Raw genomic sequence first — 25,824 nt, forward strand, 5'->3', positions numbered from 1 at the left:
TTCCGATTACATACCTCCGAAAACCGCTTGAGTTCAATTCTCTACTATATTTCCGGTCATGGCTACGGCCACGCGGTGCGCTCGGCGCAAGTGGTGCGAGCTCTGCTCAAGGCACGCCCAGGACTAAAGGTTCACGTTCGCACCACGGCGCCGCAGTGGCTCTTTCCCCGCGCGGCCGACTGTTCCAGGCAATCCCTCGATGTCGGGCTCGTCCAGCGCGATAGCCTCGACATGGACCTTCAGGCGACCTTGCGCGCATGCCAGGCGCTGTACCGCGATGCGGAAAACCTTACCCAACAAGAAGTCGCGTTCGTAAAACGAAACGCCATCTCTCTCGTCGTCGCAGACATTCCTCCCCTGGCCTTCGAGATAGCCGCGCGCGCGCGCGTGCCATCAGTGGGCATCAGCAATTTTTCCTGGGATGTCATCTACCAAGGTTATGTCGGCGACTATCCTGACTTCAAACCGCTGGTTGAGCAAATAGCAAGCTACCACAACCAAACGAGTCTGCTGCTAACGCTGCCGTACCCGTGCCCGATGCATGCGTTTCCACGCCAAGAAGCGATTCCTTGGATCGCTCGCCCTCCTCGGATCGATAGAGCCAAAGCGCGGGCACAATTTGGCTTGCCGCAAAGCGCGACCATCGTGCTGCTCAGCTTTGGCGGCTTGGGGCTTGAACGTCTGCCGTGGGACAAACTCAAGGCGCAGAGCGAGTTATTTTTTCTCGCCACCGGCAACGCGAAGCGCGAAGACGGCAACGTTATGATCCTCCCCGACACCCAGCGCTACTACGAAGGTTTGCTGTCGGCCATCGACGTGCTGGTCACCAAGCCCGGCTACGGTATCGTTGCCGACGTTCTTTCGCAGCGAGTGCCGATGCTCTACACCGACCGCGGCGATTTCGCCGAGTACGAGTATTTAGTGCAAGCACTGCGGGAATGCGCCCACGCCGCCTATATCCCGCAAACCGAGCTGCTGGCCGGCAACATCGCACCATACACCACGGCTCTGCTGAACAAGCCGCCGCATTGGCCGACCGTTGGGTTGAATGGCGCGGCGGTTGCCGCGCGGAAAATTCTGGACATGTACGATCTGCGAAATCAGTAGCTCACCTAGATTTGAAGCAACTCCTGAGAACATGGTATTCTTTCTCCATGACGACACTCACCGAAATCGAGGCCGCTGCTGACGCTCTTTCGCCCGAGCAAAAGCAGGAGCTATTCCTCTTCTTGGCCGCACGGTTGCGCGCCGCTGGGCAGTTACCTCCGCCCCGCGATTTTAGTCTAAAGCAAATTGAAGAATGGATTGCGAAAGATGAGGAGGGCATGCGCCGTTTGCGAGCGGGGCAGTGAGACTGTTCCTCGACACAAGCGTGCTGTTATCCGCATCCGGTTCGTCGAACGGGGCTCTTGATCGATTGGTTATATTTCCCGCGAGCAAAGACCGGCCGATCTTGTTCACCGCTTTGGCGACCGCTGACGTATTGCTTACTTTAGATCAGAGAGATTTCGCCAGTTTGCTTGGCGGAACGTTTTACGGAATGCGGATTCAGCTACCGGAACAATTCTTTCGATACGAGCGTGGACCTGGGCGTCTCCAAGTTGACGCTCTTTGAGGCTTTCGGAGTTTTCGCATGGCAATCCAGCAAGTAATCCTCGCCAAGCCGCGCGGCTTTTGCGCTGGCGTGGAGATGGCGATCGAGACTGTTGAGCGAGCGCTGCAAAAGCATGGCGCACCGCTCTATGTGTTTCACGAGATCGTCCACAACCAGCACGTCGTTAAAGATTTCTCCGAGCGCGGCGTGACGTTCGTCAACTCCATCGACGAAATTCCTGCCGGCGCCAACGTCATTTTTAGCGCCCACGGCGTCTCGCCGGCGATCTGGCAACAGGCGAAGGAAAAGCAATTGAAATGGCTCATCGACGCCACCTGCCCACTCGTCGAAAAAGTCCACCGCGAAGTGCGCAAGTTCGTCGCGCAGGGCTATTGGATTATTCTCGTCGGCCACAAAAATCATGACGAGATCGTCGGCACCAGCGGCGAAGCACCGGAGCGGACACTCATCGTCGGCACGGTCGAAGAAGCAAGAAACATAGCTGTTCCCGACCCAAACAAAGTGACCGTCTTGACCCAAACGACTTTGAGCGTCGACGACACGCGCGAGATTCTCGATGTGTTGAAACGGCGCTTTCCGAAGCTGGTCACACCAGCAAAGGAAGACATCTGCTACGCCACGCAAAACCGCCAAGACGCGGTGAAGCAGCTCGCGAGCAAGGTCGATCTGGTCTTGGTGATCGGGTCGAAGAACAGCGAAAATTCCAATCAGCTTGTGAAAGTCGCGCGCGCTCTCGGTAAACCAGCCTATCTTATTGACGACACTCGCGGCATCGACAGCGCGTGGGTTGAAGGTGTTGTCAGCGTCGGCATCACGTCCGGCGCGTCGGTGCCGGATGCTCTCGTTCAAGAAGCGGTGAATCATTTCGCCCAACAGGGTGCCAACGTGCAGCAAAATGGCCTGATCGAAGAAAACATTCACTTCGCATTACCCGATGAGGTACGTGTAACCCCTTAGCCCGCTTTGTTCTCGCTAACCCCAATAGAAAGCCCCAGAATTTATCTCAAGCCCCATATGTTGTGCATTTGGGACTTCGCCGCCTTTTGTTCCTTACGTATACCTGCGTAAAAATCTGTTTTCCACAGAAAAACACCTTGACGAGATATCCAGTGTTTCGATAGAAGGTCTCCCACCGATTTGCTCCTCTGAATGGATTCGATGGTAAGTAAAAGGACAGAAGCTACCAGGAGTGAATTATTTTCCTGACGGCACATCGAACTACCAGCGCCTGAAATAATTCCCCCAATTGAACGGTAGTTTAAACACGAACTTACAACAGTTTGGCGGATCTGTTTTTTCTAGTGCTGAGTGACGCACCTTTCCACATAGCAGTTTCTACCGAAAAGTATGGGGGAGGAAGAAAAAAAAATGGCAACGTTCCATGGATGGAGCAGGGTTCGACAGGATCAGAGTGGTAACGAGCAAGGACAACCCCGCATAGCAACCTTGAAGAACATTATGTCTCGGCGGGGGACTCCTCAGCGTTCCCGAGCCAACAATTTTTTTTGAACGCTTTCGGATCGGAGCGGAAAAGCGTGTCTTCATAGTCGAGGGAATTTCCGGATCTGGTAAAGATACATTTCAGGAATACGTCAAAGAAAGTCTAAGCGACTTTGATGTCTATGACTATGCGGAGGGTGAGTTGCTGCAATCTTGGAAGCAGTTGCACATCGAAGGCGTGCTCCGTTTGCGACTAAGGTTTATGAAACTCTTTGCGAAATATATGGCGGAGGTTGTCCGAAAGCAAAACAACGTCGTCTTTTTGCTAAACCGATTTCATCTCTCAACCTACGTCTACGCCGTTGCACAAGATCCGCGGTTTGAAAGGGAATACAACTCTATGATTCAGCTCTTGCGCAAACTGCCCATTCACGTGATCGTTTTGCTCTTGGAGGAATCGGAAATCGCGCAAAGAAGCATACACCCAGAGCGTTCCGCTGCCTGGAGAGACCACCAAGCACAAATCATTAACAAAGAAGGTTTTCGAAACACGCTAAATCGCCATATCTGGCAACAAGAACAGATTTTAAGAGCGGTCAAGAGTCAAAAAATCCCCTACTCGTTGCTAAAGCTAACGCCCACATCGCAAGCCGAGAGGAGTCTGATCGCCGACATGAGCGTAGATTCATCGGCGCTGAAGCAAAATGCAGAAACTCGATCACTGACTACTAAGAAAACGCGCCGAGTGCCTGCTGAGGTTGAAGGATCCTTTTAAGCAAACGGCAATTGGGTTGACAGTGAACCCGAGGGTGAAAGGTTATGTTAGTTACAGAGCATTTTGTTTTCACACATCTTCCTAGAACTGGCGGCACTTTCATAGCTGATCTTATCAAAAGATTTTTCCCGTCAGTCCGGGAAGTCGGCTATCATCTTCCACGCATGATGCTTCCCAAAGAATACGCTCATCTTCCGGTGCTTGGCGGTGTGCGTAATCCGTGGGATTTCTACATTTCCTGGTATAAGCATCAAATCTCCCAAGCTGGAAATTCGCCACTGTTTTGCGGTGTGAGTGATAATCGCAAGCTCGATTTTGTTGAGACAACTCGAAATGCTTTAGATCTGTGTCTAAGCGAGGGATCGCTCGATTGTCTGATCCAGAATTTACCTGATGACTTTGACTACCAAAAGAAACATGTGCCCAACGTGACCAAGAATATCATGCGGCGAATCCAAGGTAGCGGACTGGGTCTCTATTCCTTCCGGTTCAATCTGATGTTCGAGCCCTCGGAGGATGTTTTTTTCTGTAGAGTAGAGTCTCTCCGTACGGATCTGCTAACGTTCTTCGAGAGAGTCCGTGTCTTGAACAACCCGCTGCGGGATGCGGTACTCAATGTCGAAAAGAAGAATGTTTCTGATCACGATCACTACTCGGCATATTATTCTCCGGAGCTTGCAGAATTGGTTTCGCTCCGTGAACGCGCTTTGATCGAACGATTCCGGTACAAATTTGAGAGGCGGCGGGCGGTAGATGATGCATAGGGGGGCGGGTCCAGAAAAATTCCGATTGAGCACGTGAGCTGTAGCGATTTTCGATCCGCGCTCAATTTGTTCCCAAAAGTTCTGCACGGCTCCAAGAAGCACCTCAACGAATGTGCATTGAACACATCTGTGTTTCATTCTGCGTGCATTTGTACACTTGTCAACGCTCATAATCCGAAGATGTCACTTCTACTATCCTCAATGTGTGTGTTATAGTGCTGATCAAAAGATAATAGAGCCGCGATTCTCGCATCTACTGACATCTGCTCTCGACGGCAAGGAGAAGTTTAGGATGATTGTTGCCGCCGTCTTCGTTATAACCATTCTGGTCCTTTCAATCGTGGGGGCAGCAGACGCTCAACAGTCAGTTAAAGCTGGACTGCCACGGGTAGGGATAATTTCATCTTCTGGTGGTCGCTCGGATCCATGGCCACATTTGGAAGCCTTTCGTGCGGGACTGCGTGATCTCGGCTACACCGAAGGCAAGAATATCCAACTCGATCTTCGGTACGGCGAAGGTTGCGTTTAAGGAATACCTAGCTGCCGCTCAGTCGTTTAAGACAGAAATCCAGTCTCTGGCAGTTCGGGGTCCTAATGCCGATTTTCCCAAAACGTTTCAGAGCGCTAAAACGGGTCGCGCGGAGGTCGTGATTGTTGTCGCAAATCCTCTGATGAGTCAACACATCAAGCAGATTTTTGAGATTGCTACAAAAAGCCGAGTTCCGACAATGACAGAGGAAGCGCGATACGTAGAAGCCGGCGGCTTGATTTCGTACGGAGCCAATTTGGCTGAGCTTTATAAGCGTGCTGCCGAATACGTTGTGGACATCCTAAAGGGGCACAAGCCGGCCGACCTGCCCGTTAAGTTGGCAACAAAATTCGAGATTATCGCGAATCTCAAAACCGCCAAGCAAATCGGCGTTACGATTCCACAGCACGTTCTTGTTCAGGCGGATAAAGTCATCAAATGATTCGCTCTTTATTGTCCGTTTAAACCCCTCGGCCCAGTAGGGACCCAGATTGTTCGGGGAGCTAACCACAAGTTCCTCCTGGCGCCGACTTTGCGTCGAGACTCCCTTTTTTGTTAAGTGTGTCGAAGTTTTCCCGTTTGCTCGGTGTAATTTTTGTCGCAAAGTGCCGATTTATTCTTTTAACGGGCTCAGTTAGAAGCCGTTTTGAGAAAACTTTTGCTATTTTTGTAATGGGGCTTACAATTCGAATCTATCTAACGGTAAACCAGCGGCAAACGAACCCATTGAGTCGATGAATCCCAGCTCAACAAGACCGACAATTTTCCGACGCGGGATTCGCCGGTCGCTGGTGCTCTGGGGGCTCGCCCTTTTTGGCATCGCTCTTGGGGTCAACACCTTCCTGGGCGAAATCTACACCCGCCGGCAGATTCAGCATTCAACGGCAGCTATGCAGAAGGAAGTGGCGAGCCTCACAGCTCGCCACGTGGAAGCTTATATCGCGCAAAAAACGCTGCGCTTGCGTGACGCCGCGACGAATCTGAGCCTGCATACGCTCGGTAGCCAGGAGCAGCGCATCACGATCAGTCTCCTCGTCAAGAATGACGAGTCCTTCGAAGAGATTTCGGTGCTCGATGACCAGGGCCGGGAACATTTGCGGGTTTCCGACCTGAAAGTCTATTTCGACGCCGACTTGCGGGACCTAAGCAAGAACGCTGCTTTTGAATCGGCGGCTAAGGGTAAGGACTATGTTAGTGCGGTGTCCACCTCTGATAAGGGTGAGCCCTATCTATTTCTAGCGGTGCCAATTACCAATCCGACGAAAAGCAGCGTTGAAGTTGCGCTGGCTAAGACCAGCATGCGGTTTTTGTCCGAGCTAGTGCAAAAGGAAAGCTTCGGACGCGCCGGGGTTATCTACATTGTCAATGAAAATGGCCGGCTGATCGCGTCTAAAGATCCGCTCCGGGTGCTTCAAAGTCCTGAGCTTAAAGCCATGCCGGCAGTGGCCGCATTCGTCAAAGCGCGCAACAAACCCCAAGGTGCTGCCATCCGAGGGCGAGGTTTGAGCGGTGCGGACGTGCTTAGCAGCTATGCCGTTGTGCCAGGTTTGAATTGGGGGGTGGTGGTCGAAGAGCCGGTCGAGTTTGCTTTAGAAGATATTAAAGCTTTGGAGAAGTTTACCCGCGTGCTTTTGGCAGCTGGACTGCTCCTGGGTTTTGTCCTGATCGTCTTACTGAGCAAGCGCGTCACCGGTCCGATACTCGCTCTCCGTGAAGGAGCCCTCACCTTTGGCGCGGGCAATCTTGATCACCGCGTCGATATCAAGAGCAAAGACGAAATCGGCGAATTGGCAACCACGTTCAACGAAATGGCGGATGTCATCAAATCTAACCGCGATGAATTGGAAGCCAGAGTGCAAAACCGCACCCAAGAACTTTCGCTCCTATATGGCGTAACGACGCAGTTAAACCAGTCCTTAGACCTGTCGAAGGTCCTGAGCTACGCGATCGAACAGATCCGTGCCCATTTCCATTTCGACTCCATCGAGTTCTTCCTGTTTGATGACAGCTTCGAGTCACTGGTTTTGGCCAGCCCTGACCGCGACTCACAATCTCTGGACGTGGCGCCGCGCCGGTTTCGCCGAGGTGAGGGCGTGGTGGGCAAAGTCGCAGAGTGCGGTACAGCGGCGGTTTTTGAAGACATACAAATAAGCGAGTCCTATCAGAGCTTGAGCCACAGCGGCGCCGGACGCGCACAGGGGTTCCGTTTTCTCGCTGCTTTACCAATCAAAACCAAAGAACAGACTTTCGGCGTTGTGGTGTTCAGCAGCACCGCGGTGCAGCGGCTTAGCGATGAGGCCATGAAACTGCTCAACGCGGTGTGCGAACAGATCGCCATCGGGCACGAGAAGTCTCGTCTGTTCGAAGAAACCATCAAACGTAGCGAGCAATTGCAAAGCGCGAATAACGATCTGCGCACTGAGATCACCGAGCGTGAACGCGCTCAGCAGGAAGTTTCACGTCAACGTCAGCGCATCGAATTGTTGCACGACATCACGTCGTCCATCAGCAGAACACTCGACCGGGGGATCCTGTTAAACACTCTGTCAACTCGGTTAGAGAACCTGTCGCCCTATTCGGTGACGTTGCTGCGGCTCTTCAACAAGACTACTGGAAGGCTCGAGTCCGTTACCGCGGGCTGGCTCGACAGCGAGACAAACGGGTCTATTCCTAGCACCGGCTTGAGTCAACTTGTTGTGGACCAGAAACAGATCCTGGTTGTGGAAGATTTGCAAACCGACCCTCGGGTGTCGTGCCCCGACTATTGGCGCGCCCATGGACTAGTCAGTTACGTCGGTATCCCGCTGATCGCCGAAAACCAGCTGCTTGGAGTATTGGCCTTTTACTTGCGCCAAAGACATGCGTTTCCCAAGGAGGAAATCGAATTTCTCTCTACCCTGGCCGGCCAGGTGGCGATTGCGTTGTACAACTCCGAGCTCTACGAGCGCACGCGCCAACAAGCCGCAGACCTGGAGGAAGCCAACAAGGCGAAAGACGAGTTTCTCAACGTCATGTCGCACGAGCTGCGCACGCCGCTCAACGTGGTTAGTGGCTATGCCCAAGTCCTCGACGAAGGAGTGCTCGGCGACATCAGCGATGAGCAGCGTCATGCGGTGCAAACGATTATTTTCCAGTCGAAAGAGCTGCTGCGCATGATCAACGAGATTTTGCAGGTTGGCAGCTTGCAAGCCGGCAAGGTGCGGGTCGACTTCGAAGACACCGATCTCAATCGATTGTTCAAGGAGCTTGCCGCGGCGTGTGGCGTGCTCTCGAAGAAAAGCATTGCGCTCAATTGGAATGTCCCGCCGCACTTGCCAGTTATCCGAAGCGATGGCGATAAGCTGAAGCATATCTTGCAGAACCTGGTTCACAACGCGCTCAAATTCACTGAGGATGGCAGCGTGACGGTTTCCGCATCGTGCACGGCCACGGGCGTGCAATTCAAAGTGCAAGACACTGGAGTGGGAATCAGCGAAGAGAAGTTGCCGCTGATTTTCGAAATGTTCCGCCAGGTCGACAGCTCCAAAACCCGCTCCTACGGGGGTGCTGGAGTCGGACTGTTCATCGTCAAACGGTTCGTCGAGCTGCTCAAGGGCACCATCGAGGTCGAGAGCAAAGTCGGCCACGGAACAACATTCACCGTCACCATCCCCGCCCACGTCGCCGGCGCTAGCCGGACGGAAGACAGCGCAATAAGCTTGCCTAACGATCTCGCGCTGTGAAATGTTTTTCATTGCCGCGCCGATCAAGGGCCTGGGGCCGCGGCCGCAGCTCCAAGCTTGGCGATGTCGATAATGTCTAGGTATTTTTCGTAGCCCTCATCGCGCCAAAGCGTGATGGCATCGGCGGTGCCGCCTGGGCCATCGCCCTTTTTGCCATCCCACACCGCCAAGATCACCGGCTCTTCATCGAGACGCCGCGAGAACTCCATCGCCAGCCGCTGCACTTCGCGGTTCGCTGCAATCAGCGCATCGGTAAGCTCAGCTGCCGGCGGGCAGGGCGATGTCAATGGCGGCAGAAACTCGATGCGCCGGTTTTTCTGAAGTTGGGCGAAGTGCTCGTTCCAGTTGCCACCCGCCGAGAGGGCTAAAAAATCCTCGCGGGGAATCGGCAAGACCACCGTTGCGGTCAAATCGCGCCGGACTAGTTCTTCGAGGACAATCATGTCAGTTCCACGCGATGCCTGACCGAAGCCGTGCAGCGCCCCGTATTGGTCGAGTCGCTGGCGAATCGCTCGACGCAAGGCGCCGATTTTTTCCTTGGGGAAGCGGGGCACCGGTCGGTTGTCGGCGTCGACCATGTGGCCGAAATAGACCAACACGCGCGGCACCGGCAGGACCGCGTCAAGCACATCGCGCGGCAGGCCTAGGGCTTCGAGGTTTAGTCGGGCCTGACGGCGCATCACCGCGATGTTTTCATGCAAACCAGCGGCTTTGCCGGCCGCCTTGGCATACCAATCTTTTGCGTCATGCAGACGCTTGAGTAAAAGGTAGGCCTCACCTAGGGTCGCGCAATCCCAATGATCGAACTTCGCGTGATCACGCTTCAGCATGAGGTCACGCACCTGGGTTGCGATCTCATACATTTTCGCGTGATCACCGCAGTGCAAGGCCATGGAGGCGGTATTAACGCCGTTGAACGGATCGCCGGTGCGCTCGTAGGTGACGCGATAACAATCGAACGCGAGTTGGCGAAACGCGGTGTTTTTTGCCATGACCCAGCGTGCCTTGTAGCTCCCCGCGAGCAATCCACCGGTTTCTTGATCGAGTTGACCCTCGCGCGACAACTCTTCTAGTTGCGCAATGGCGGCATCGATCTGCCCCATTTTTCGTGTCGCCAGCGCGCGCAGCTAGCGCACGCGCAGGGTCGCCGGAGCGTTTTCTAATATCTGGAGGGTCGACTCAAATAGGCCTTTGCCGTTGAACGCTTCTGCTGCCGCAATGAGCGGTGCCAGATCGGTCGCCGTCGTCTTGCGCCACTCCGAAAGAATATCAAATATCTGCTTACCATCGCCCTTTGCCGCCGACTGAATTTCCGCGACAAACCGGTCGATCACACGGGTCTCCGCCGCGTTGGCGCGAGCCGTCGGAGTATTATCACTATCGGTAAAACGGCCAACCAAAACGTTCAACAAACGGTCAAGGTTCGCCCCTTCAGCTTGGCTTTTGCCATTGAAGTCCAGCCACACGCGCGTGTCTAGAAACGGCGGCATTGGCGAGTCATCCAAGCGCAAGGGCACCAGACAAAATTCCTCGTCTTCGATGGCGCGTTTTTTTAGCACGCTGGCTTCCTGCTGGCACCAGGGCGACTCCAACCAACCTTTGCTGACCAAGACGACGGCGGCTCGACTGCGTTGCAGCGCCGACTCTAGTTGTGCGGCCAGGTCACCGCCCGGAACCAATTCACGCTGGTCGATGAACACCCTCAGCCCTGCCCCTTCCAAGCGGGCCACCAAGCTTAACGCCCAGGGTCGGTCGGTGGATCGATAGCTGACAAACACATGATAGGCGGTGTCATCAATCGCTGGTACCAACTCGGTGCGGGTTGCCAAAACCGTCGGTGCAATCGCCACGCTCTCGGGCGCGATATCCAACAGCTTGACGACTTCGCCAATCGGGCAGGCATAAACATAGCCATAAGCGGCGCGCCGCTTATCGTCGGCATCGCCGATATGTTTGGTCAGATGTCCCACTAAGGCGCCGTCAACCACCACCGGGCTTCCGGAAAAACCGTGCAATGGCGAGGCGTTGCCGGTGGCGATCTGGTCGGAATACAATAGAATAGCGGGCTGACCAATATCGTTTCTGGTTTGCGGGTCTTGAATTTGCCCATCGATAGGCAGACCCGTCGGTCGATCGGTTTTGCTGGTCAAGGCCGGAAAACCGTAACACTCCCAGACGACTCGGCGTTTAAGCCCATGCGCGATCGGCAGCGGCGCGACCGCGAGCGATTCGTCAAAGCCCAGCACCGCGCTGTCGCTGGCGAGATCCGACTTGAGCAACGTTGCGCGGCAGGTGGGACCGCCGACGCCGACGATCACCGGGTATCGTTGTCCGGGCTGCCACGACTTGACCACATGCAACGCGGTGGCGATGCGCTGCGGCGCGATCAGATACCCCGTGCCGGTGCCGTCAGGACCGGATATGAACACGCAGGTTTGTTTCAAACGCGTGAGCAGATCGGCTGCTACCTCAGCCATGGGAACTTCCTCCGGATAACTTCTGCATCAAAGCACCGGTCGTCACGCGTTCTTGGGCGTCGCTGTCAGCGAAGTAGACGTCTGCGGCGCACACGATGTTGTCATCGAGATCGATCTTCACGTAAGTCGGCACGCCGCGGCGCCAGTTATCGAGCGCATTACTCTCCAGCTCGGCGACAAACGCCGTCAATGCACTAGCTGCACGATCCGCGTCGGCCTGCCAGATGGCATCGGGCATGCGCATCAGGTCGGCCCAAGTCCCGCTGTTCAAATAGACCGGCATCGCGTCGCTGTTCGCGCCGAGCCGCACATGCTTGGCGAGGTGGGTGTGGCCATAGACGACGACCTTAAAACCAGCCGCGGCCGCAGCACGTGCAGGGGTGAGATAGGTATCCAATTCCTTGTCTACCGCGAAGGCGTCGCGGTGTTTGTTGACGGTGCTGCGGATAGCTTTGAACAACGCGCTGCGGCGCGCGGCACGCACTTTGTCGCTCACCGCCTCTGCCACTTGGCCGAGAAAATCGCTGACCGCGCCCACCTGGGCGGCGTCGCCGCCACTGGCGATATCTTGGGCGAGATCAAACAGCTGTTGGTCGCTTTGGTCGCCTGCGCCAATGAATTCTTGGTCCTGGGGTTCTCGGTTCTCGTCGAAATCGACTGCCCAGGTCTGCCGGAACCGTTGAAAGAATTGCCAGACATCGCGAAATCCGGCAGCCCCCAGCGCCGCAACGATCGGCAGCGCGCCTGCGTCCTCAGGCTTTAGTAGATCGATAAAGGCGTATTGTCGTTTCAAAGGGTTCATCACGTCGATCACCAAGCGGCTCCCCGGCAAAACTGGAAATTCGGGCTTAACCGGCAGCGCGCGCGACAGCTGTGAGCGCACCCGGCGCAGAGCGCCATGGGGCACTGCGTTCCATTCATCGAAGCGATTGCCGTGTTCGATCAAAACCGGCCCGCAGGTAAAGGCTTCGTTGTCGTAGATGAAGTCGATGCGCCCAGGACCCATGCGGTCGAGAAAAAGTTGCCGCACTCCTGGCAGCGCCAGCTCGATATCGTGATTGCCGAGCATCAGCGTCAGCGCGCCGTCGCGTTTGGCAAAGCGTTGCAGCGCTTCCCACACTTGGGCAGTGTCATCGAGAATGCGCGCGAGTTTTTTGCGCGCCGTTTCGGGGTCGGGGGTGAAGGCGAGAAATGGTTCTTCAGCGAGAAAATCAACGATGTCCCCGGCGATCACTAGCCGGGTATCGCTGCTTGGCGTGCGGCCCGGAAGCCGATCGATGAATTGCTTTAGAAGAACATGAGTACGCGGCGGACAGATTTGAAACCCGGGCCGTCCGTTTTCACCAGGGGAACCGCCCAAGTGCAGATCTGAAATGACGTAGATGGAAGTGTGCATGGTAGTCTTTGTTGCATACCGCGATGCTTACCCGCGACTCAGATGCGAATTCGACCACAGCGCGTTCGTTCGCCGCGTACTTTGAACGAGATGGGATTGCTGGGTGGTTGAGACGATGCCCTGGCCGGTGGTGCGCGCCCTCGCTGGCGTAGCAGTTCCTAATCCCCTAGCACGACGACGCGCTTGGAATATCGCGACCGGGCTTGAGCTGTCAAGCCGGACTTCAGTGGCAGCAATGAAGACGTTGTTAGGATTGAAAGTGGTCGAGGGGACAAAGCCCGTCGTGAACTCTAATTGGTCACGCGCTGTGTGACGCATCTTAGATGCGTCGCTCGCTGCCAGTCTTTGTGTGCCGCGAATCTGGCCGTCAGGCGACTCCGCGGAAGTTGGGACGCTTCTCTATCACCATCGTGCCGGCCTCGTGGTTGTAGCGGCCGCGCGCGATGTTCTCCAGATTAACGCCGGTGACGCGGATGAAGCGCGCGCCGGCGGGGTAAGCAATCGAATGGATGGCGCGGTCCTGAAATATACCGGCCTGGCCGCGCTCCATGCGGTAGGTCTTCGCCCTTTCTATCGTCGCCTTGCCGGCAACCGAGCCGTCGTCGGTGCGCTTCCATTCGGTCATCTCAGTATGCTTGACCGCCTGCCCATAAATCGCCCACGAGTCGCCATGATCATGGGGGCCGCCGACATAATCTCGGTCCATGATATGCGCGAGGATCTGGAAGCCGAGTTCCGAATCTTCATACAATAGATTGGCGCCGCCGCTGGCATTCGGGCCGCATGTGGCAGCGACGAAATCGTCGTTCATCAGCAAGTCCTGCAGCTTTTTCCGCACCGCATCCCGTCCCATTGGGCCGGAGTCGGTCTTGAGGATATCACCGCAGTCGGCGGCAAATTCTTTAAGCGTGTAAGCCATGCCATATCCTCCGAAATAATCCAGCAGTTTTTTCAGGCGAGCTTTAGCGCCGGTTCCGACGATTGTCAATTGCTATGTTAGATCTGGATTTGGGGTATTTGTTGAGGCCTCCAATAAAATTGCGGAGTACGGCTAGCCCTCGTTTTACCTTGTCCCCTGCATCAGCCAGTCTGTCTATCCATTTATACATATTTATACGCGGAATTAAGTATAAATGGGTAAACTTGTTATAAATCTGGAAGCCAGACCGACGTTGCGGCGCGAGACACAGCGAAATCATTGCGCTGCGTTGGGGAGATGTCGATTTCAGCATAGGCGTCATTTCTATCACCAAGTCGCGCTACCGAGAAACCGCCAGTCCAACCAAAACCGTCGCCAGCGAACGCGAGATCGAGAAATCGATCATGGAATTGCTGAAGGCGATGAAGCCGCTTCACGTCGAAGAAACCGATTTTGTTTTCAAGAACCGCGAAGGGCAACCCATCAAACAAGACAAGTGGCGCAACAAATATTGGTACCGCGCACTGCGTGCTTGCGACATCCGGCCAAGAAAATTCTACGCAATGAACAAGAAAGAGGATTTGATGAAAGAAAAATGGTCGGGGCGAGTGGATTTGAACCACCGACTTCACGGTCCCGAACCGTGCGCTCTACCAAGCTGAGCCACGCCCCGACTCGGGACAAACTAACAACACCGAAGGTAGAAAACAAGCGCAGGCGCGCCGCTCCAGATTACAAATTCCATATTCCAGATCACCGCGACTCAGTACCAAATTTGGAATCTGTAATTTGGCATCTGGAATCTCCCTCAGCGCCGTTACGCGGCGCTGACGGCCTGTCGCATTTGCCGAATCGTTTCCGCGTAGTTGGACGTTTTAAAAATTCCCGAGCCTGACACGATCACTTCGCTGCCGGCTTCAACCACGCGGGCGATGTTGTCGGATTTGACGCCGCCGTCGACTTCGATCAGGATCGACTGCTGCGCCTGGTCAATCATTCTTCTTACCTCGACAATCTTCGGCAACACATCGGGAATAAACGCCTGGCCGCCGAAGCCGGGGAAGACGGTCATCATCAAGATCATGTCGATATCCGGAAAACAGGCGGCGACTTTGCTCAGCGGCACATCGGGATTGACCGCGATGGACGCTTTGGCGCCGAGCTCACGAATTTTTCTAAGGGTGGCGTTGGGATTGGCGCAAGTGTCGGGATGAATCGAAACCCAATCGGCGCCGGCTTTGATGAACTCCGGCGCATACTTGCCCGGGTCGGTGATCATTAGATGCACGTCGACCGGAATCGTGGTCACTTTTCGCACCCATTCGACGACCACCGGACCGATGGTTATGTTGGGTACGAAGTGACCGTCCATGACGTCGACGTGGAGCCAATCGGCGCCGGCTGCTTCAACCGCCTGGATCTCGTCCTTGAGCCGGCTGAAATCGGCAGAAAGAATCGACGGAGCAATCTTGATCGAAGACATTTAGTTGACCTTTCTCATGCGCGCCGCAAAGAAGCCGTCGCTGTTGTCGCGGTGCGGCAGCGCTAAAAAATATTTTCCCTGCACCAGCGATTTTGCTGGCTCAGGAAGATAGTTTGCGGCGGCTTCCAACTCGAATCCATCGTGTTCAGATAAAAATCGTCGAACCACTTCGTCATTTTCTTCGGCCATCAGCGTACAAGTAGAATAAACTAGAACGCCGCCAGGTTTAAGATATCCGCTTGCGTTGTTCAATATCTTGCGTTGCAGAGCGCTTAGCCTCTTGACGTCGCTTTGATCGCGCTGCCATTTGATTTCCGGATGGGAGCGCAGCGTGCCGAAGCCGCTGCAGGGCGCGTCGACTAAAATGCGGTCGTAGTTGGTAGATAATGCGGCTGGTAATGTTTCACCCATGTCGTGGCACAACGCTTCTATCGAACGCAGCCCCAGCCGCGACCTGTTGTCGTTGATCTTGGCGATGCCGCTAGGCGACCTATCAACGGCGATGACCGAGCCACGGTCATCCATCAACTCGGCCACGTGAGTTGCCTTGCCGCCGGGCGCGGCGCAGGCGTCGAGAATCCGCTCGTTGGGCTGCGGATCGAGCAGATACGATACAAGTTGCGAGGCTTCGCCTTGCACTTGAAAGTATCCCTCAGCGAATCCCGGAATACGATCGATGGCAGGTGCGGACTTAAGCCAAATGCCTACGGGAGAATTTCGCGTCGGCAACGCCTCGATACCGTTCTCGGCGAGCTGGGTAAGCAAAACGTCTCGGGAGATCTTTCTAACGTTGACGCGAACGACGAGCGGTGCTTGATCGTTGCTGGCACTCATCAGAGCGATTGCTTCGTCGCTGCCAAAATAATCGCGCCATTTCTCGACCAACCATTGCGGATGGGAATACTCTTGAGCCAGTGTAGCCACCGATGAATTTGACAACCGCGGTTGCGCTCTGTCGTCGCGTTGGCGCAGAACGTTTCTCAACACGCCGTTGACGAATCCTCCAGCCCTACTGCCCTGCAACTTTTTTGCAATCTCGACCGCTTCATTGACGGCGGCATAGTCAGGCACTTTGTCGAGAAACAACAACTGATACAGAGTCAGCCGCAGAAGGTTTCTGATGAGCGGATCGGCTTCCGACAAAGGCCGGCGTAGATGGGGCTGCAGGCGCCCATCGATTTTGCCGCGCCAACGCAGGGTGCCGTGCACGACCTCGGTCAAGAGCCCGCGATCGCGCTCGTCGAAGGGCTGCGATCTCATGCTGCTATCGAGGAGAATGTCAGCGTAGGCTTTGCGCGTATCGACTTTGCTTAGGATTTCGGCGGCAAGCTGGCGAACGTTGGTCTTCTCATCCGAGGCGGTCACCGGTTTTGATCCTTGCTCCTTTGACAAACTCGGTTCCCGGGAGCCGTTTTTTGTTCTCCAGCTGAACTTCAGTGAGTGAGAGTACTCCACTGCCGGCGCCGACCCAGAATCCGCCGCTGTCGGCGCGCAGAACTTCGCCTGGAGCTCTTTCGGCCTGGTCGTTTACCAGTTGCGCCCGGTGCACTTTCAAAAGTTTTCCGGCGATATGTGTAAAAGCGCCGGGCCACGGGTCGAGCCCGCGCACCCGGCGTTCGATGGCACTGGCTGACTGAGACCAATCGATCTGGCCGTCTTCTTTTTTCAAGATTGGCGCGACACTGGCCAATGATTCATCTTGCTCTTGCGCTTGCAGCGACCCTTCTTTAAGTCGACGCAAGGTTTCGCGCAGTAAGTTGGCGCCGATGGGCCTCAGCTTTGCCTGGAGGGAGCCGGTGGTTTCGTCGGCCGCCAGCGCCACGGCGTGCTGGAGAAAAATCGCTCCCGCGTCCATTTTTTCGACCAGCCGCATGGTCGATACACCGCCCTCGGTCTCACCGTTAATAATGGTCCAGGCCGCCGGTGCGGCGCCGCGATACTTCGGCAACAGCGAGTAGTGAATGTTCAGACAGCCCTGCGGCGCCAGCTCCAGGACAGCCTTGGGCAAGATTCTGCCATAGGCGACCACGACTATTATCTCCGGCTGCCAACTCTTGAGCGTCTCGATAAATTCCGGCGTGCGGATTTTTTCCGGGGCGATCACTGGGATATTGTGCGCTTCTGCCAACTTGCGCACCGGTGAGGGTTGGGTTTGTTGGCCGCGGCCTGAGGGTCGGTCCGGTTGGGTGACCACACCGACGACCGAATCTTCACTTTTGAGCAGCTCTTCTAAGGTCGCCGCTGCAATCGGCGGCGTGCCCATGAAAACAATACGCCAGGCAGCAGGCATAAGAAGTAGAATTGCAAGTTCAGAGCAGATGAAACCTGGGCGTCAAATCATCGCCCGCGGACTTTCCGATTTCGGTTCGACGCCGTCACGCAACATTTTTTTGCGCTTGCGTGTGTAGAGATCTCGCTTCAGGCGACTGATGCGATCGATAAAGAGTTTGCCGTCAAGGTGATCGAGCTCGTGTTGGAGTGCTACAGCGAGAAGCCCGTCGGCTTCGATCTTCACCGGGTTTTCGTTTTCATCGATGGCGGTGATTTCCACCTGCGCGGCGCGGCGCACCTCGGCGGTGTAATCGACCACGCTCAGGCAGCCCTCTTCCCAGACCACTTCGCCTTCGGCGCGCGCCACGACCGGATTGATAAGCTTGTAGACCTGTTTATGGGGGTTTTCGTGATCGATGTCGAGGACTACGATGCGCTGCGAAACCCCCACCTGCGGTGCCGCTAAGCCGATACCCGGCGCCGCATACATGGTGTCGAGCATGTCTTGCACCAGTTGTTGGGTGGCCGCCGTAACGTTTTTCACCGGCTGCGCTACCCTGGTCAAGACCGGATCTGGATATTTGTGTATTTCCAAGATTGCCATAAGCTACTGAAACAAATTCATAACATGCTGTAGGGATCGACATCAATGTGGAGGCGCACAGCGCGCCCTCGTCGCACCCCTTCGCGCGCTAACTGAGCGAACTCTAAAAGCGGCCCGATCTGTTTGCCTTTGATCAGGAGCTGCCAGCGATAACGATTGCGCAGCTTTTCGATGGGTGCGGGCGCGGGCCCGAGGAGCTCCAGTTGGCTGGAGAATTTCTCTTGGGTCGATAGACGCCGGCGCAGCGCAGTGGCGAGTTTTTTAATCTCTCCTTCAACTTCTTCGGCCCTCGGCCCATCGAGACGAAGTTGCACGAGGCGGCTAAACGGCGGGTAGCTGAGCGCCCGGCGAAACTCTACTTCAGCCGCAAAAAAACCCTTGTAGTCATGATTGAGCAGATCCTGCATGGCGTAGTGGTCTGGCGCATAGGTTTGCACAATGACTCGACCGGGATCGTTGCCGCGCCCCGACCGGCCGGCGACCTGGCTCAAGAGCTGAAAGGTTCGTTCGGCCGCGCGAAAGTCAGGCAAGTTTAGCGATAGATCGGCGAGCAGAGCGCCCACGAGCGTGACGCCCATGACGTCATGCCCTTTGGTAATCATCTGGGTGCCGACTAGAACATCGAGCTCGCCCTTTTCCCAACTGCGAATCAGCGCCTCTTGGGAACCGCGTTTGCTGGTCGTATCGCGATCCATGCGAGCCACCCGCGCCAGTGGCAGCAGGTGCTTGAGCGCCTGCTCGATCTGCTCGGTGCCGGCGCCAATGCCAGTGAGACTTTCGTTGCCGCAACCCGGACAGAGTTGGGTGACGGGCTTGCGGAAATCGCAATGGTGGCAACGCACGCTGCGCTGTTTCAGATGGAGCGTCAGCGTGACACTGCAATAGGAGCAACGCAGCACATGGCCGCACAGCCGACACTGTAGAAAGTTGGAAAAGCCGCGCCGGTTCATGAAAATCAGACTCTGCCGCCGGTTGTTGAAATTCTCGACGAGCGCCTCGGCAAGCGGCGGCGAAATTAACGCCAGCGCTGCGGCGGGCTCACTGGCGGCGCCTCCTTCGGAGGGCGCGCTGGCTTGGTCCTTTGCCCGCAGCGGCTGCTCACGCAGATCGACAATTTCAATCTTCGGCAGCGGGCGCTCGTTGACGCGCCTGGATATTTCCAAGAGACGATAACGGCCTTGCCGGCAGTTTTCGTAGCTTTCGATTGCCGGCGTGGCCGAGCCGAGAAGCACCGGGCAGCCGACAAGCTTGCCGCGCACCACCGCGAGGTCGCGTCCGTTGTAGCGCAGTCCCTCCTCCTGTTTGTAGGATGGGTCGTGTTCTTCGTCGACAATGATGAGCCCTAAATCCGGGAGCGGCGCAAAAACCGCCGAGCGCGCGCCAACGACAACGTCTACTTCGCCGCGCAGAATACTCCACCAATGGGCCCAGCGTTGGGCGCCGGTGAGCGCGCTGTGGAGAACCCCGACCCGTCCGGGAAAACGCGCCGTGACGCGGTCGATTAGCTGGGGAGTCAAAGATATTTCTGGAATCAAGATCAGACTACGGCGGCCCAGGTTGCGACAATTCTCCATGGCCCGCAAATAGACTTCGGTTTTGCCGCTGCCGGTGACCCCATGCAGCAAAAACGTTGCGAAGCCGCCCTGCTCGATGCGCGTGGCGATGGCACGGTAGGCGTTCTCCTGCTCATCACTCAGGTCAAAAGGCTGGCTCGCCTGCCCGCCGCTCAGGTCTTCCTTGCTATGGACCTTGCGGCGACGCAACCCTGGCACGCGCTCGCGACGGGACACTACGCCGGCCGCTTCAAGGCGCGCAACGGCCGGCAGGATACTCGTTTTTTCTACCTGGCGCGCGAGAAACTTGACAGTAGCCCTGCCGTTTCTTTGACGCAGCAAGTGAATTATTTGCTCCTCGACAGGATCGGCAACGGCAAATTCTTCCACCTTGAGCCGCAGCCACTGCTCGGTTTCTAAACGCAAGCTGGGCGGCAGAATCGCCGTTAACACCTCGCCTACCGAAGCCAAATAGTAATGGCTGATCCAGTGCAGCAGTCGAATCAGCCCATCGTCCAACACGGGACGGTCGTCCAAGACCGCGAGAATATCTTTTGTTTGGAGCAGCGGCGGGTCCGGCAAGAGCTCGATCACCACACCGCTAAGCTTGCGCTTGCCCAGCGGAATCAACACGCGTGACCCGACGGCGATGGAATCCCGCAGCGCCTGAGGAACGGCATAGGTCAACGCTTGCAGAAGCGGCGAAGGCACAACCACGCGCGCAAAATTCGCCGCTGTTTCGTTCATCCATGAACTATTAAGGCTGAGGCCAGGAAAAGCAACCAGTCGGGATTCCATCGCTTACTGCAATTTTGTTGACGATCGCCATGGTCAAGGCTTGAAATCAACGGATAAGAACAGCGGCTAAGAGATGCTCAGGGACTGCCGATGGCTTTTATGAAGCAAAAATTCTGCTGACGATCGTGGCCGCCTTCTTGCGTAAGCGCAGGCTGTCCGTAAGAGAGGAACACAATTATGCATAATTATATACAACTAAAATTTGACAGTAGTCACCCTATCGGGTAGGGTTGACACCCTCTGTCCATCCGGTTCCCGCACCGTTCTTCCCGTACAATGCAGTTTGCGAATAACGTGAAAAAGCTTCGCGAAGCTAGAATGCTGAGCAGGTCCGAGTTGGCGCGCTTAGCAGGGATCTCGCCGCTCACCTTGGACCGTATCGAGCAAGGCAAACCTTGCCGCGTCGCAACCCAACGCCGGATACTCCTCGCCTTGGGGCTCAAAGTATCGCAGAAAAGCAAAGTCTTTAGCCAATAAGAAAAACTATGCCGGCACTATTCAAAAACCTAAGTCTTAGCTCCCTGGGTTTTCCAGGCCGCAAGGAAAGCTACGTTGCGTTCGATATCGGCTCGAGCTCGGTCAAGATGGTCGAAGCGGCGCTCGACCGCAACAGCTGGCGCCTGCTCAATTTCGGTGTCTTGGGGATACCCGCGGGCGCAGTGCAAAACAACATGATTGTCGAAACCAAGCTGGTGGCCGAAGCCATGAAAAAATTGGTGAGCGACCACGGTGTAAAAGCGACCAAGGTCATCTCAGCCGTGCCGGGGCGCTCGGTGATCATGAAAAAATTCGAGCTGCCGGCGCAAAAAGAAGAAGAGCTGGAAGCCAACATCGAGTTCGAAGCCAACAAAGTGATTCCCGAGAACCTCGAAAACGTCAACCTCGACTACCAGATTCTCAACTCTCTTGAAGGGGGCAGCAAGGTCGAAGTCCTACTAGTCGCGGTGCGCAAAGAGATCGTCAATAGCTACACCGATGTCATCGAAGAAGCCGGACTCACACCGGCCGTCTTGGACGTCGACTATTTCGCCATGGAGAGCATGTACGAAACCAACTACGAGCCACAAAGCGCCGGCGAAGTCATCGGCCTGATCCATATCGGCTCGCGCTACACCAGTATCAATGTTCTGAGCAACGGTATCTCGACGTTCACCGGTGATTTACCGGTGGGCGGCGAAGAGTTTACCGAAACTCTACGGCGCTCGCTGCAAATCTCCAGTGAAGCAGCGGAAACCTTGAAGGTAACCGGCTCGCTCGAAGGCAAGCCCTACCCCGAGTTGGATGAACTACTTAGGCCGACGGCGGAGACGCTCGCCGAAGACATTCGGCGAAACCTGAGCCTGTACGGCGCCGTGGCAAGCGAAGAGGGCATCCGGACGATTTATTTGAGCGGCGGCAGTGCCAGAGTGCGCGGTCTGTCGGCTGCCATGGAAGAAAAACTCGGCGTGCCCGTGCAGCTGGCCGATCCCTTGCGTGGTTTTCAGTTGGAAAAACACATTGATCGCGATTCCCTCGCCGAAACCGCAGCGCAGCTCGGTGTCGGTGTGGGACTGGCCATTAGGAGACCCGGAGACAAATGATTTGCATCAACCTACTTCCGGTTAGGGAACTCAAGGCCGAAGTCACTCGGCGGCGCGAGACGGTGCTGGGTGTATCTTGCCTGGTGACCGTGTTAGTGGCCCTGGGGGCGCTTTATGGATATCAAGCCATGCAGGTTTCTGCTTTGGAAAAAGAACTAGCGGATGCCCGCGCCGAGCTGCAGCAGCTTGCCGCCAAGGCGAAAAGCGTCGTTGAGCTACAGGCGCGGGTCGCCGAGTTCCAGGGCAAACACAAGGTCATTGAGGACATCAACAAAAAGAAAGCCGGCCCGGTGCGCATCATGGAGAATCTTTCAGCATCGACGCCAACGGCTCTTTGGCTGACTCAGTTTAGAGAAACGGGCGGCGATCTGACTATTACCGGAGTCGCGATGAACAACCAGACCATCGCCGATTTTCTAAAATCCCTCGCTTCCCATGCCAATTTTAGCAACACCGAGCTGGTCGAAACCGTTCAGACCGAACAAGCAGGATTGCCGCCGCGCCGATTTCTGATCAAGTCTAGACTGCTGTATCAACCGCCAGCCCAAACCGTGCCGGTAGCAAAGCGTAACTAATTTATGAACGACCTGATTGCAAAAGTACTCGATAAACCGAAGCCGCAAAAAATCGGTATCCTCGTCGGTATCGTGCTGTTGCTTCTTGTGGTCGGCTACCTCTACATTTATGCGCCGCACAGCGAGCAAATGACCAAACTGCATGAGGAGATCGACTCAGTGCAGGCCGACCGCGATCGCAAGAAAGCCATTGCTGCCAACTTGCCGAAGCTCCAGAAAGACTTGCGCGAGTGGGACATCAAACTGAAAACCGCCGTCTCGCAGCTGCCTGACAGCCGTGAAATTCCTGAGCTGTTGAGCAACATTTCCACCAAAGCGCGCGAGGCCGGGTTGGAAATCGTGTTGTTCCGGCCCCGTGCCGAGAACATGCAAGAGTTTTACGCTGAGATTCCCGTGGACATCGTGGTGCGCGGCGGCTTTTACAGCGCGGTGAACTTTTTCGATGAGGTGGGCAAGCTAAACCGCTTGGTCAACATCGACAATATCGACTTCAAGAATCCCAAAGTTGCCGGCGACCAAGTGAACCTGGAAATATCGACTCTGGCGACGACTTATCGATTTCTCGACGAAGCGGAGCGGAAGCAAGTCGCTGAGGCGAAGGCCGCCGCGGCAGCAAAGAAGTAGGTGCGCATGAAAAGGTCAACGCAAGTTCTAGTCTGTCTATGGGGATTTTTTTCTTTGGTCGGTGGTCTCCAAGCACAGGAGAAGATCGATGCAGTTTCGGCCAAGTCGAAGGAAGCGAAAGACATGCTGCACAACGCTCCCGCAGCCGTGGAGCAAGCGATTCGGCAAAACTTGCAGGACGTCGGCAAGACGGTCGGCAGCAAACTTGGTTTAGGGACCAAGGAAACCAAGACTGCTCCTGCCCCGGTCACTCAGGTTGCCTCGTTGCCGGAAAATAAACCGGCGGAACCGCCGCCGGCACGAATCCTGCCCATCGGCCGGCGCGACCCGTTTCGTCCATTTACCTTGAACACCAAAAGCACGCCGGCTAAGAAGCGCGACAACCTGTCTCCGCTGGAACGTTACGAACTGGGCCAACTGAAGCTGGTCGGCATCGTCGCCGACCCCAAGAACGCCAATGCACTGATCGAAGACGCTGCGGGCCTTGGCTACGTGATTCGAGTCGGGACACCGATCGGTTCCAACGACGGCAAAGTGATCGCAATCAAGCGCGACGGCATCACGATTCAGGAAAGCTACGTTGATTTATATGGCGCGGAGAAAAAACGGGAAGTCAGCATGAGGCTAACAGCGGAGGGTGCGGAATGAATGATCGGAACAAACACAGCGGTGAGACAATTATGAGCTTATTTCGACCCATCAAGATGATAACGGGCAGCGGCATTGCCCTCGGTTTGGCAGCTGGTCTACTGAGCTGCACCCCGGCAGCCGTGGAACAACCCAAGCCTGCGGCGTCGGCCACGCAAGGCACGGCTTCTGTGCCAAGGCCGGTCAACCCAACCCCTTCGCAGGCCGCGACCGATGCACCGGCTCCCAAGATTCAGGACTTTTTTGCGCGTCAGGAAGTTGGCCAGACCGTCCTGACGCTAAAATTATTGCAACCGATCGCGAACTTTCGCCATTTCCCCGCGGTGCAACCAGCGCGTCTACTATTGGACATCTTTACCGACGCCAAACAACCGGGCGCGACGGAGAGCTTTCGTCTTGCGACCAATCTGGTGAGCACGGCGCGCGTTACCTCGGGTGAAGGCTACATGCGGGTTACCTTAGATATCTTGGCGGCCAATGTTCCGCCTTATACGATTACGCCTGAAGATGGCGGCGTGAAAATCACCATCGGTAATATCGATCCGAGCAACACCGACAAGAAAAATATCGATTTCGTGAAAGCCGGCAAGCGCATCGAGGGCAAATCCTTTGAAACCACGCCCGGAGTTTTCCAGGCGGCCGGGGGCGGTCCCCAGGTCACTGCGGTCTCACGTTCGGATAATAAACGATACAGCGGTCAGCGTCTGTCGCTCGATTTCAAAGATGCCGACATCAAAAACGTCTTTCGGCTGCTCGCCGAGGTGAGCGGTCTTAACATCGTCGTTACGAGTGATGTTAACAATAAGGTTACCCTGAGACTGGTGGACGTGCCCTGGGATCAGGCCCTCGATCTTTTGATCGATACGAACGGTCTTGGCAAAGAGCAGGTCGGTAACGTGGTGCGCATTTCCACCGCGGGTCAGTTGAAAAAGGAACGCGACGACGTCGCCGCGGCGAAAAAGGCCGAAGAAAATCTAGAGCCGCTGGAGACGGTGTACTACAACATCAATTATGCGAAGGTGAAAGATCTCGAAGCGAAGGTCAAATCGCTGCAGAGCAAGCGGCCCGATGCGTCTTTGGTGACCGATGAGCGCAGCAATACCATCATGGTGCGCGACGTTAAAAAGGCGGTCGAAGATATTAGCACCCTGGTCGCTAAACTCGACATGCGCACGCCGCAAGTATTGATCGAATCCAACTTGATCGAGACCACACCGACCTTTGCACGAGCCTTGGGTGCCCGCTTGAGTTTCGACCTTCTCGGGGCAGGGTTTTCATCTGGCGCCGCCGCGGCCACGCCTTTCAGCGGAAACTCCGCAAGCTTTCCCAACTTCGCCAACGGTCTGGGGGCTACACTGTCAATCATTCAAAATCGTGCCGCGGGTTTTCGTAACCTAGCGACGGCCCTAGAGGCCGCGGAAAACGAAGGCAACATCAAAATTATTTCGCGCCCGTCGGTTGTCACACTCAACAACCAGGCTTCAACGATACGCAGCGAGCGCATTCTGCGCATCGCGCTGCCGAGCTCGACGAACATCGCTACTGGCAGTGGATCGTCTGCGGCTGGCGCCGCGGTAGCGACTGAACGAGTGCCGGTGGGCATCGTTCTTACCGTGACCCCGCAGGTTTCTAGCGACGGTTTTGTACTCATGAATATCAACGTCAAATCGAGTTCGATCGCCAACAGCGCCACCGTCCCCGACGGCTCGGTCGGTGTCGTGCCGTTCGACGAGCTCAACCGTGAAGCGAGTGCCAGCGTGCTTGTGAAAGATGGTGAAACCATCGTTCTTGGCGGTATACTCAAGGACACGGCACAGGAATCCCAAAGTGGCGTTCCTTACCTCAAGAACGTTCCGATTCTTGGCTGGCTATTCAAAAACCATCGCATCCAAAAAGACTTCGAAGAGCTGATGGTGTTCATCACGCCAAGGTTGACCACGGCCGGTTCCGGAACATTGCCCAGCGCTGAACAATTGTGGCGCGATCAACTGCGCCGCACCGAGGGCGATCCGTCGACGCCGGTAGTCTACAACCCCTAGCCTCAAAAAAAA

At 55.7% G+C, this 25,824-nt stretch carries 22 protein-coding genes, 1 tRNA gene and 1 pseudogene; 14 read left to right on the forward strand and 10 right to left on the reverse strand.

What is annotated here, in order from left to right; translation table 11 throughout:
• Nucleotides 1–27: 27 nt before the first annotated feature.
• The 7 genes from FJ145_04820 (at nucleotide 28) to FJ145_04850 (ending at nucleotide 8,845) form a co-directional block, all read left to right on the forward strand.
• The gene (locus FJ145_04820; GenBank protein MBM4260750.1) at nucleotides 28–1,107 is read left to right on the forward strand and encodes a hypothetical protein; all 1,080 of its coding nucleotides are present in this window, start codon (nucleotides 28–30) and stop codon (nucleotides 1,105–1,107) included.
• Nucleotides 1,108–1,118: 11 nt separating this feature from the next.
• A complete protein-coding gene (locus FJ145_04825; protein ID MBM4260751.1) occupies nucleotides 1,119–1,352 on the forward strand; it encodes a hypothetical protein in 234 nt (77 codons plus the stop codon).
• A gap of 281 nt (nucleotides 1,353–1,633) precedes the next feature.
• On the forward strand, nucleotides 1,634–2,572 hold the full coding sequence (ispH, locus tag FJ145_04830) for a 4-hydroxy-3-methylbut-2-enyl diphosphate reductase (protein ID MBM4260752.1): 939 nt from the start codon (nucleotides 1,634–1,636) through the stop codon (nucleotides 2,570–2,572).
• 685 nt (nucleotides 2,573–3,257) lie between these two features.
• The gene (locus FJ145_04835; protein MBM4260753.1) at nucleotides 3,258–3,830 is read left to right on the forward strand and encodes a hypothetical protein; all 573 of its coding nucleotides are present in this window, start codon (nucleotides 3,258–3,260) and stop codon (nucleotides 3,828–3,830) included.
• A 44-nt stretch (nucleotides 3,831–3,874) separates the two neighbouring features.
• Entirely contained in the window at nucleotides 3,875–4,594 is a 720-nt protein-coding gene (locus tag FJ145_04840; GenBank protein MBM4260754.1) for a hypothetical protein, read from the forward strand.
• A 407-nt stretch (nucleotides 4,595–5,001) separates the two neighbouring features.
• Nucleotides 5,002–5,565: a hypothetical protein gene (locus FJ145_04845; GenBank protein ID MBM4260755.1), complete on the forward strand. Its 564-nt coding sequence runs from the start codon at nucleotides 5,002–5,004 to the stop codon at nucleotides 5,563–5,565.
• Between the two features lie 292 nt (nucleotides 5,566–5,857).
• Nucleotides 5,858–8,845 (forward strand): GAF domain-containing protein, encoded by a 2,988-nt coding sequence (locus tag FJ145_04850; protein MBM4260756.1) that lies wholly within the window; start codon nucleotides 5,858–5,860, stop codon nucleotides 8,843–8,845.
• 23 nt (nucleotides 8,846–8,868) lie between these two features.
• Here FJ145_04850 and FJ145_04855 read toward each other — a convergent pair whose 3' ends face one another.
• From FJ145_04855 to FJ145_04870, 4 genes are all read right to left on the reverse strand, one after another.
• On the reverse strand, nucleotides 8,869–9,948 hold the full coding sequence (locus FJ145_04855) for a hypothetical protein (protein ID MBM4260757.1): 1,080 nt from the start codon (nucleotides 9,946–9,948) through the stop codon (nucleotides 8,869–8,871).
• 24 nt (nucleotides 9,949–9,972) lie between these two features.
• Nucleotides 9,973–11,322 carry a TIR domain-containing protein gene (locus FJ145_04860; GenBank protein MBM4260758.1) on the reverse strand — a complete coding sequence of 450 codons (1,350 nt, stop codon included), beginning with the start codon at nucleotides 11,320–11,322 and terminating at the stop codon, nucleotides 9,973–9,975.
• Nucleotides 11,315–12,718, reverse strand: a complete 1,404-nt coding sequence (locus FJ145_04865) for a metallophosphatase (protein ID MBM4260759.1) — start codon at nucleotides 12,716–12,718, stop codon at nucleotides 11,315–11,317. The genes FJ145_04860 and FJ145_04865 overlap by 8 nt, the downstream gene beginning before the upstream one ends.
• Nucleotides 12,719–13,085: 367 nt before the next feature.
• Nucleotides 13,086–13,637 (reverse strand): hypothetical protein, encoded by a 552-nt coding sequence (locus FJ145_04870; protein MBM4260760.1) that lies wholly within the window; start codon nucleotides 13,635–13,637, stop codon nucleotides 13,086–13,088.
• Between the two features lie 233 nt (nucleotides 13,638–13,870).
• Between FJ145_04870 and FJ145_04875 the strand changes: the two are divergent.
• Nucleotides 13,871–14,179: pseudogene (locus tag FJ145_04875) on the forward strand (hypothetical protein).
• A 54-nt stretch (nucleotides 14,180–14,233) separates the two neighbouring features.
• Here the strand turns inward: FJ145_04875 and FJ145_04880 are convergent.
• The 6 genes from FJ145_04880 to priA all read right to left on the reverse strand — a co-directional run bounded on the left by FJ145_04880 (nucleotide 14,234) and on the right by priA (nucleotide 20,346).
• A tRNA-Pro gene (locus FJ145_04880) sits at nucleotides 14,234–14,310 on the reverse strand.
• A 144-nt stretch (nucleotides 14,311–14,454) separates the two neighbouring features.
• Nucleotides 14,455–15,120 (reverse strand): ribulose-phosphate 3-epimerase, encoded by a 666-nt coding sequence (locus tag FJ145_04885; GenBank protein ID MBM4260761.1) that lies wholly within the window; start codon nucleotides 15,118–15,120, stop codon nucleotides 14,455–14,457.
• Nucleotides 15,121–16,575 (reverse strand): 16S rRNA (cytosine(967)-C(5))-methyltransferase RsmB, encoded by a 1,455-nt coding sequence (rsmB, locus tag FJ145_04890; GenBank protein ID MBM4260762.1) that lies wholly within the window; start codon nucleotides 16,573–16,575, stop codon nucleotides 15,121–15,123.
• Entirely contained in the window at nucleotides 16,469–17,410 is a 942-nt protein-coding gene (locus FJ145_04895; protein ID MBM4260763.1) for a methionyl-tRNA formyltransferase, read from the reverse strand. Before FJ145_04895 ends, rsmB begins: the two co-directional genes overlap by 107 nt.
• Before the next feature lie 42 nt (nucleotides 17,411–17,452).
• Nucleotides 17,453–17,995: a peptide deformylase gene (gene def / locus FJ145_04900; protein MBM4260764.1), complete on the reverse strand. Its 543-nt coding sequence runs from the start codon at nucleotides 17,993–17,995 to the stop codon at nucleotides 17,453–17,455.
• Nucleotides 17,996–18,012: 17 nt separating this feature from the next.
• Entirely contained in the window at nucleotides 18,013–20,346 is a 2,334-nt protein-coding gene (gene priA / locus FJ145_04905; GenBank protein MBM4260765.1) for a primosomal protein N', read from the reverse strand.
• A 276-nt stretch (nucleotides 20,347–20,622) separates the two neighbouring features.
• Between priA and FJ145_04910 the strand changes: the two genes are divergently transcribed.
• From FJ145_04910 to pilQ, 6 genes are read left to right on the forward strand one after another with little or no spacing between them, the layout of a single operon-like run.
• A complete protein-coding gene (locus FJ145_04910; protein MBM4260766.1) occupies nucleotides 20,623–20,823 on the forward strand; it encodes a helix-turn-helix transcriptional regulator in 201 nt (66 codons plus the stop codon).
• 8 nt (nucleotides 20,824–20,831) lie between these two features.
• Entirely contained in the window at nucleotides 20,832–21,926 is a 1,095-nt protein-coding gene (pilM, locus tag FJ145_04915; GenBank protein ID MBM4260767.1) for a type IV pilus assembly protein PilM, read from the forward strand.
• A complete protein-coding gene (locus tag FJ145_04920) occupies nucleotides 21,923–22,501 on the forward strand; it encodes a hypothetical protein (GenBank protein ID MBM4260768.1) in 579 nt (192 codons plus the stop codon). The genes pilM and FJ145_04920 overlap by 4 nt, the downstream gene beginning before the upstream one ends.
• Before the next feature lie 3 nt (nucleotides 22,502–22,504).
• Nucleotides 22,505–23,125 carry a pilus assembly protein PilO gene (locus FJ145_04925; GenBank protein MBM4260769.1) on the forward strand — a complete coding sequence of 207 codons (621 nt, stop codon included), beginning with the start codon at nucleotides 22,505–22,507 and terminating at the stop codon, nucleotides 23,123–23,125.
• A 6-nt stretch (nucleotides 23,126–23,131) separates the two neighbouring features.
• The gene (locus FJ145_04930) at nucleotides 23,132–23,773 is read left to right on the forward strand and encodes a pilus assembly protein PilP (GenBank protein MBM4260770.1); all 642 of its coding nucleotides are present in this window, start codon (nucleotides 23,132–23,134) and stop codon (nucleotides 23,771–23,773) included.
• Nucleotides 23,770–25,812 carry a type IV pilus secretin PilQ gene (pilQ, locus tag FJ145_04935; GenBank protein ID MBM4260771.1) on the forward strand — a complete coding sequence of 681 codons (2,043 nt, stop codon included), beginning with the start codon at nucleotides 23,770–23,772 and terminating at the stop codon, nucleotides 25,810–25,812. Before FJ145_04930 ends, pilQ begins: the two co-directional genes overlap by 4 nt.
• Nucleotides 25,813–25,824 lie beyond the last annotated feature (12 nt).

Source organism: Deltaproteobacteria bacterium (assembly GCA_016874755.1).
Classification (GTDB): domain Bacteria; phylum Desulfobacterota; class Binatia; order UBA9968; family UBA9968; genus DP-20.

Coding starts and splice junctions, on each gene's coding strand:
- ispH (MBM4260752.1), top strand. CDS start 1,634: ATGGCAATCCAGCAAGTAATCCTCGCCAAGCCGCGCGGCTTTTGCGCT.
- FJ145_04840 (MBM4260754.1), top strand. CDS start 3,875: ATGTTAGTTACAGAGCATTTTGTTTTCACACATCTTCCTAGAACTGGC.
- FJ145_04850 (MBM4260756.1), top strand. CDS start 5,858: ATGAATCCCAGCTCAACAAGACCGACAATTTTCCGACGCGGGATTCGC.
- FJ145_04855 (MBM4260757.1), bottom strand. CDS start 9,948: ATGGGGCAGATCGATGCCGCCATTGCGCAACTAGAAGAGTTGTCGCGC.
- FJ145_04860 (MBM4260758.1), bottom strand. CDS start 11,322: ATGGCTGAGGTAGCAGCCGATCTGCTCACGCGTTTGAAACAAACCTGC.
- FJ145_04865 (MBM4260759.1), bottom strand. CDS start 12,718: ATGCACACTTCCATCTACGTCATTTCAGATCTGCACTTGGGCGGTTCC.
- FJ145_04870 (MBM4260760.1), bottom strand. CDS start 13,637: ATGGCTTACACGCTTAAAGAATTTGCCGCCGACTGCGGTGATATCCTC.
- FJ145_04885 (MBM4260761.1), bottom strand. CDS start 15,120: ATGTCTTCGATCAAGATTGCTCCGTCGATTCTTTCTGCCGATTTCAGC.
- FJ145_04895 (MBM4260763.1), bottom strand. CDS start 17,410: ATGCCTGCTGCCTGGCGTATTGTTTTCATGGGCACGCCGCCGATTGCA.
- def (MBM4260764.1), bottom strand. CDS start 17,995: ATGGCAATCTTGGAAATACACAAATATCCAGATCCGGTCTTGACCAGG.
- priA (MBM4260765.1), bottom strand. CDS start 20,346: ATGGAATCCCGACTGGTTGCTTTTCCTGGCCTCAGCCTTAATAGTTCA.
- FJ145_04910 (MBM4260766.1), top strand. CDS start 20,623: ATGCAGTTTGCGAATAACGTGAAAAAGCTTCGCGAAGCTAGAATGCTG.
- pilM (MBM4260767.1), top strand. CDS start 20,832: ATGCCGGCACTATTCAAAAACCTAAGTCTTAGCTCCCTGGGTTTTCCA.
- FJ145_04920 (MBM4260768.1), top strand. CDS start 21,923: ATGATTTGCATCAACCTACTTCCGGTTAGGGAACTCAAGGCCGAAGTC.
- FJ145_04925 (MBM4260769.1), top strand. CDS start 22,505: ATGAACGACCTGATTGCAAAAGTACTCGATAAACCGAAGCCGCAAAAA.
- FJ145_04930 (MBM4260770.1), top strand. CDS start 23,132: ATGAAAAGGTCAACGCAAGTTCTAGTCTGTCTATGGGGATTTTTTTCT.
- pilQ (MBM4260771.1), top strand. CDS start 23,770: ATGAATGATCGGAACAAACACAGCGGTGAGACAATTATGAGCTTATTT.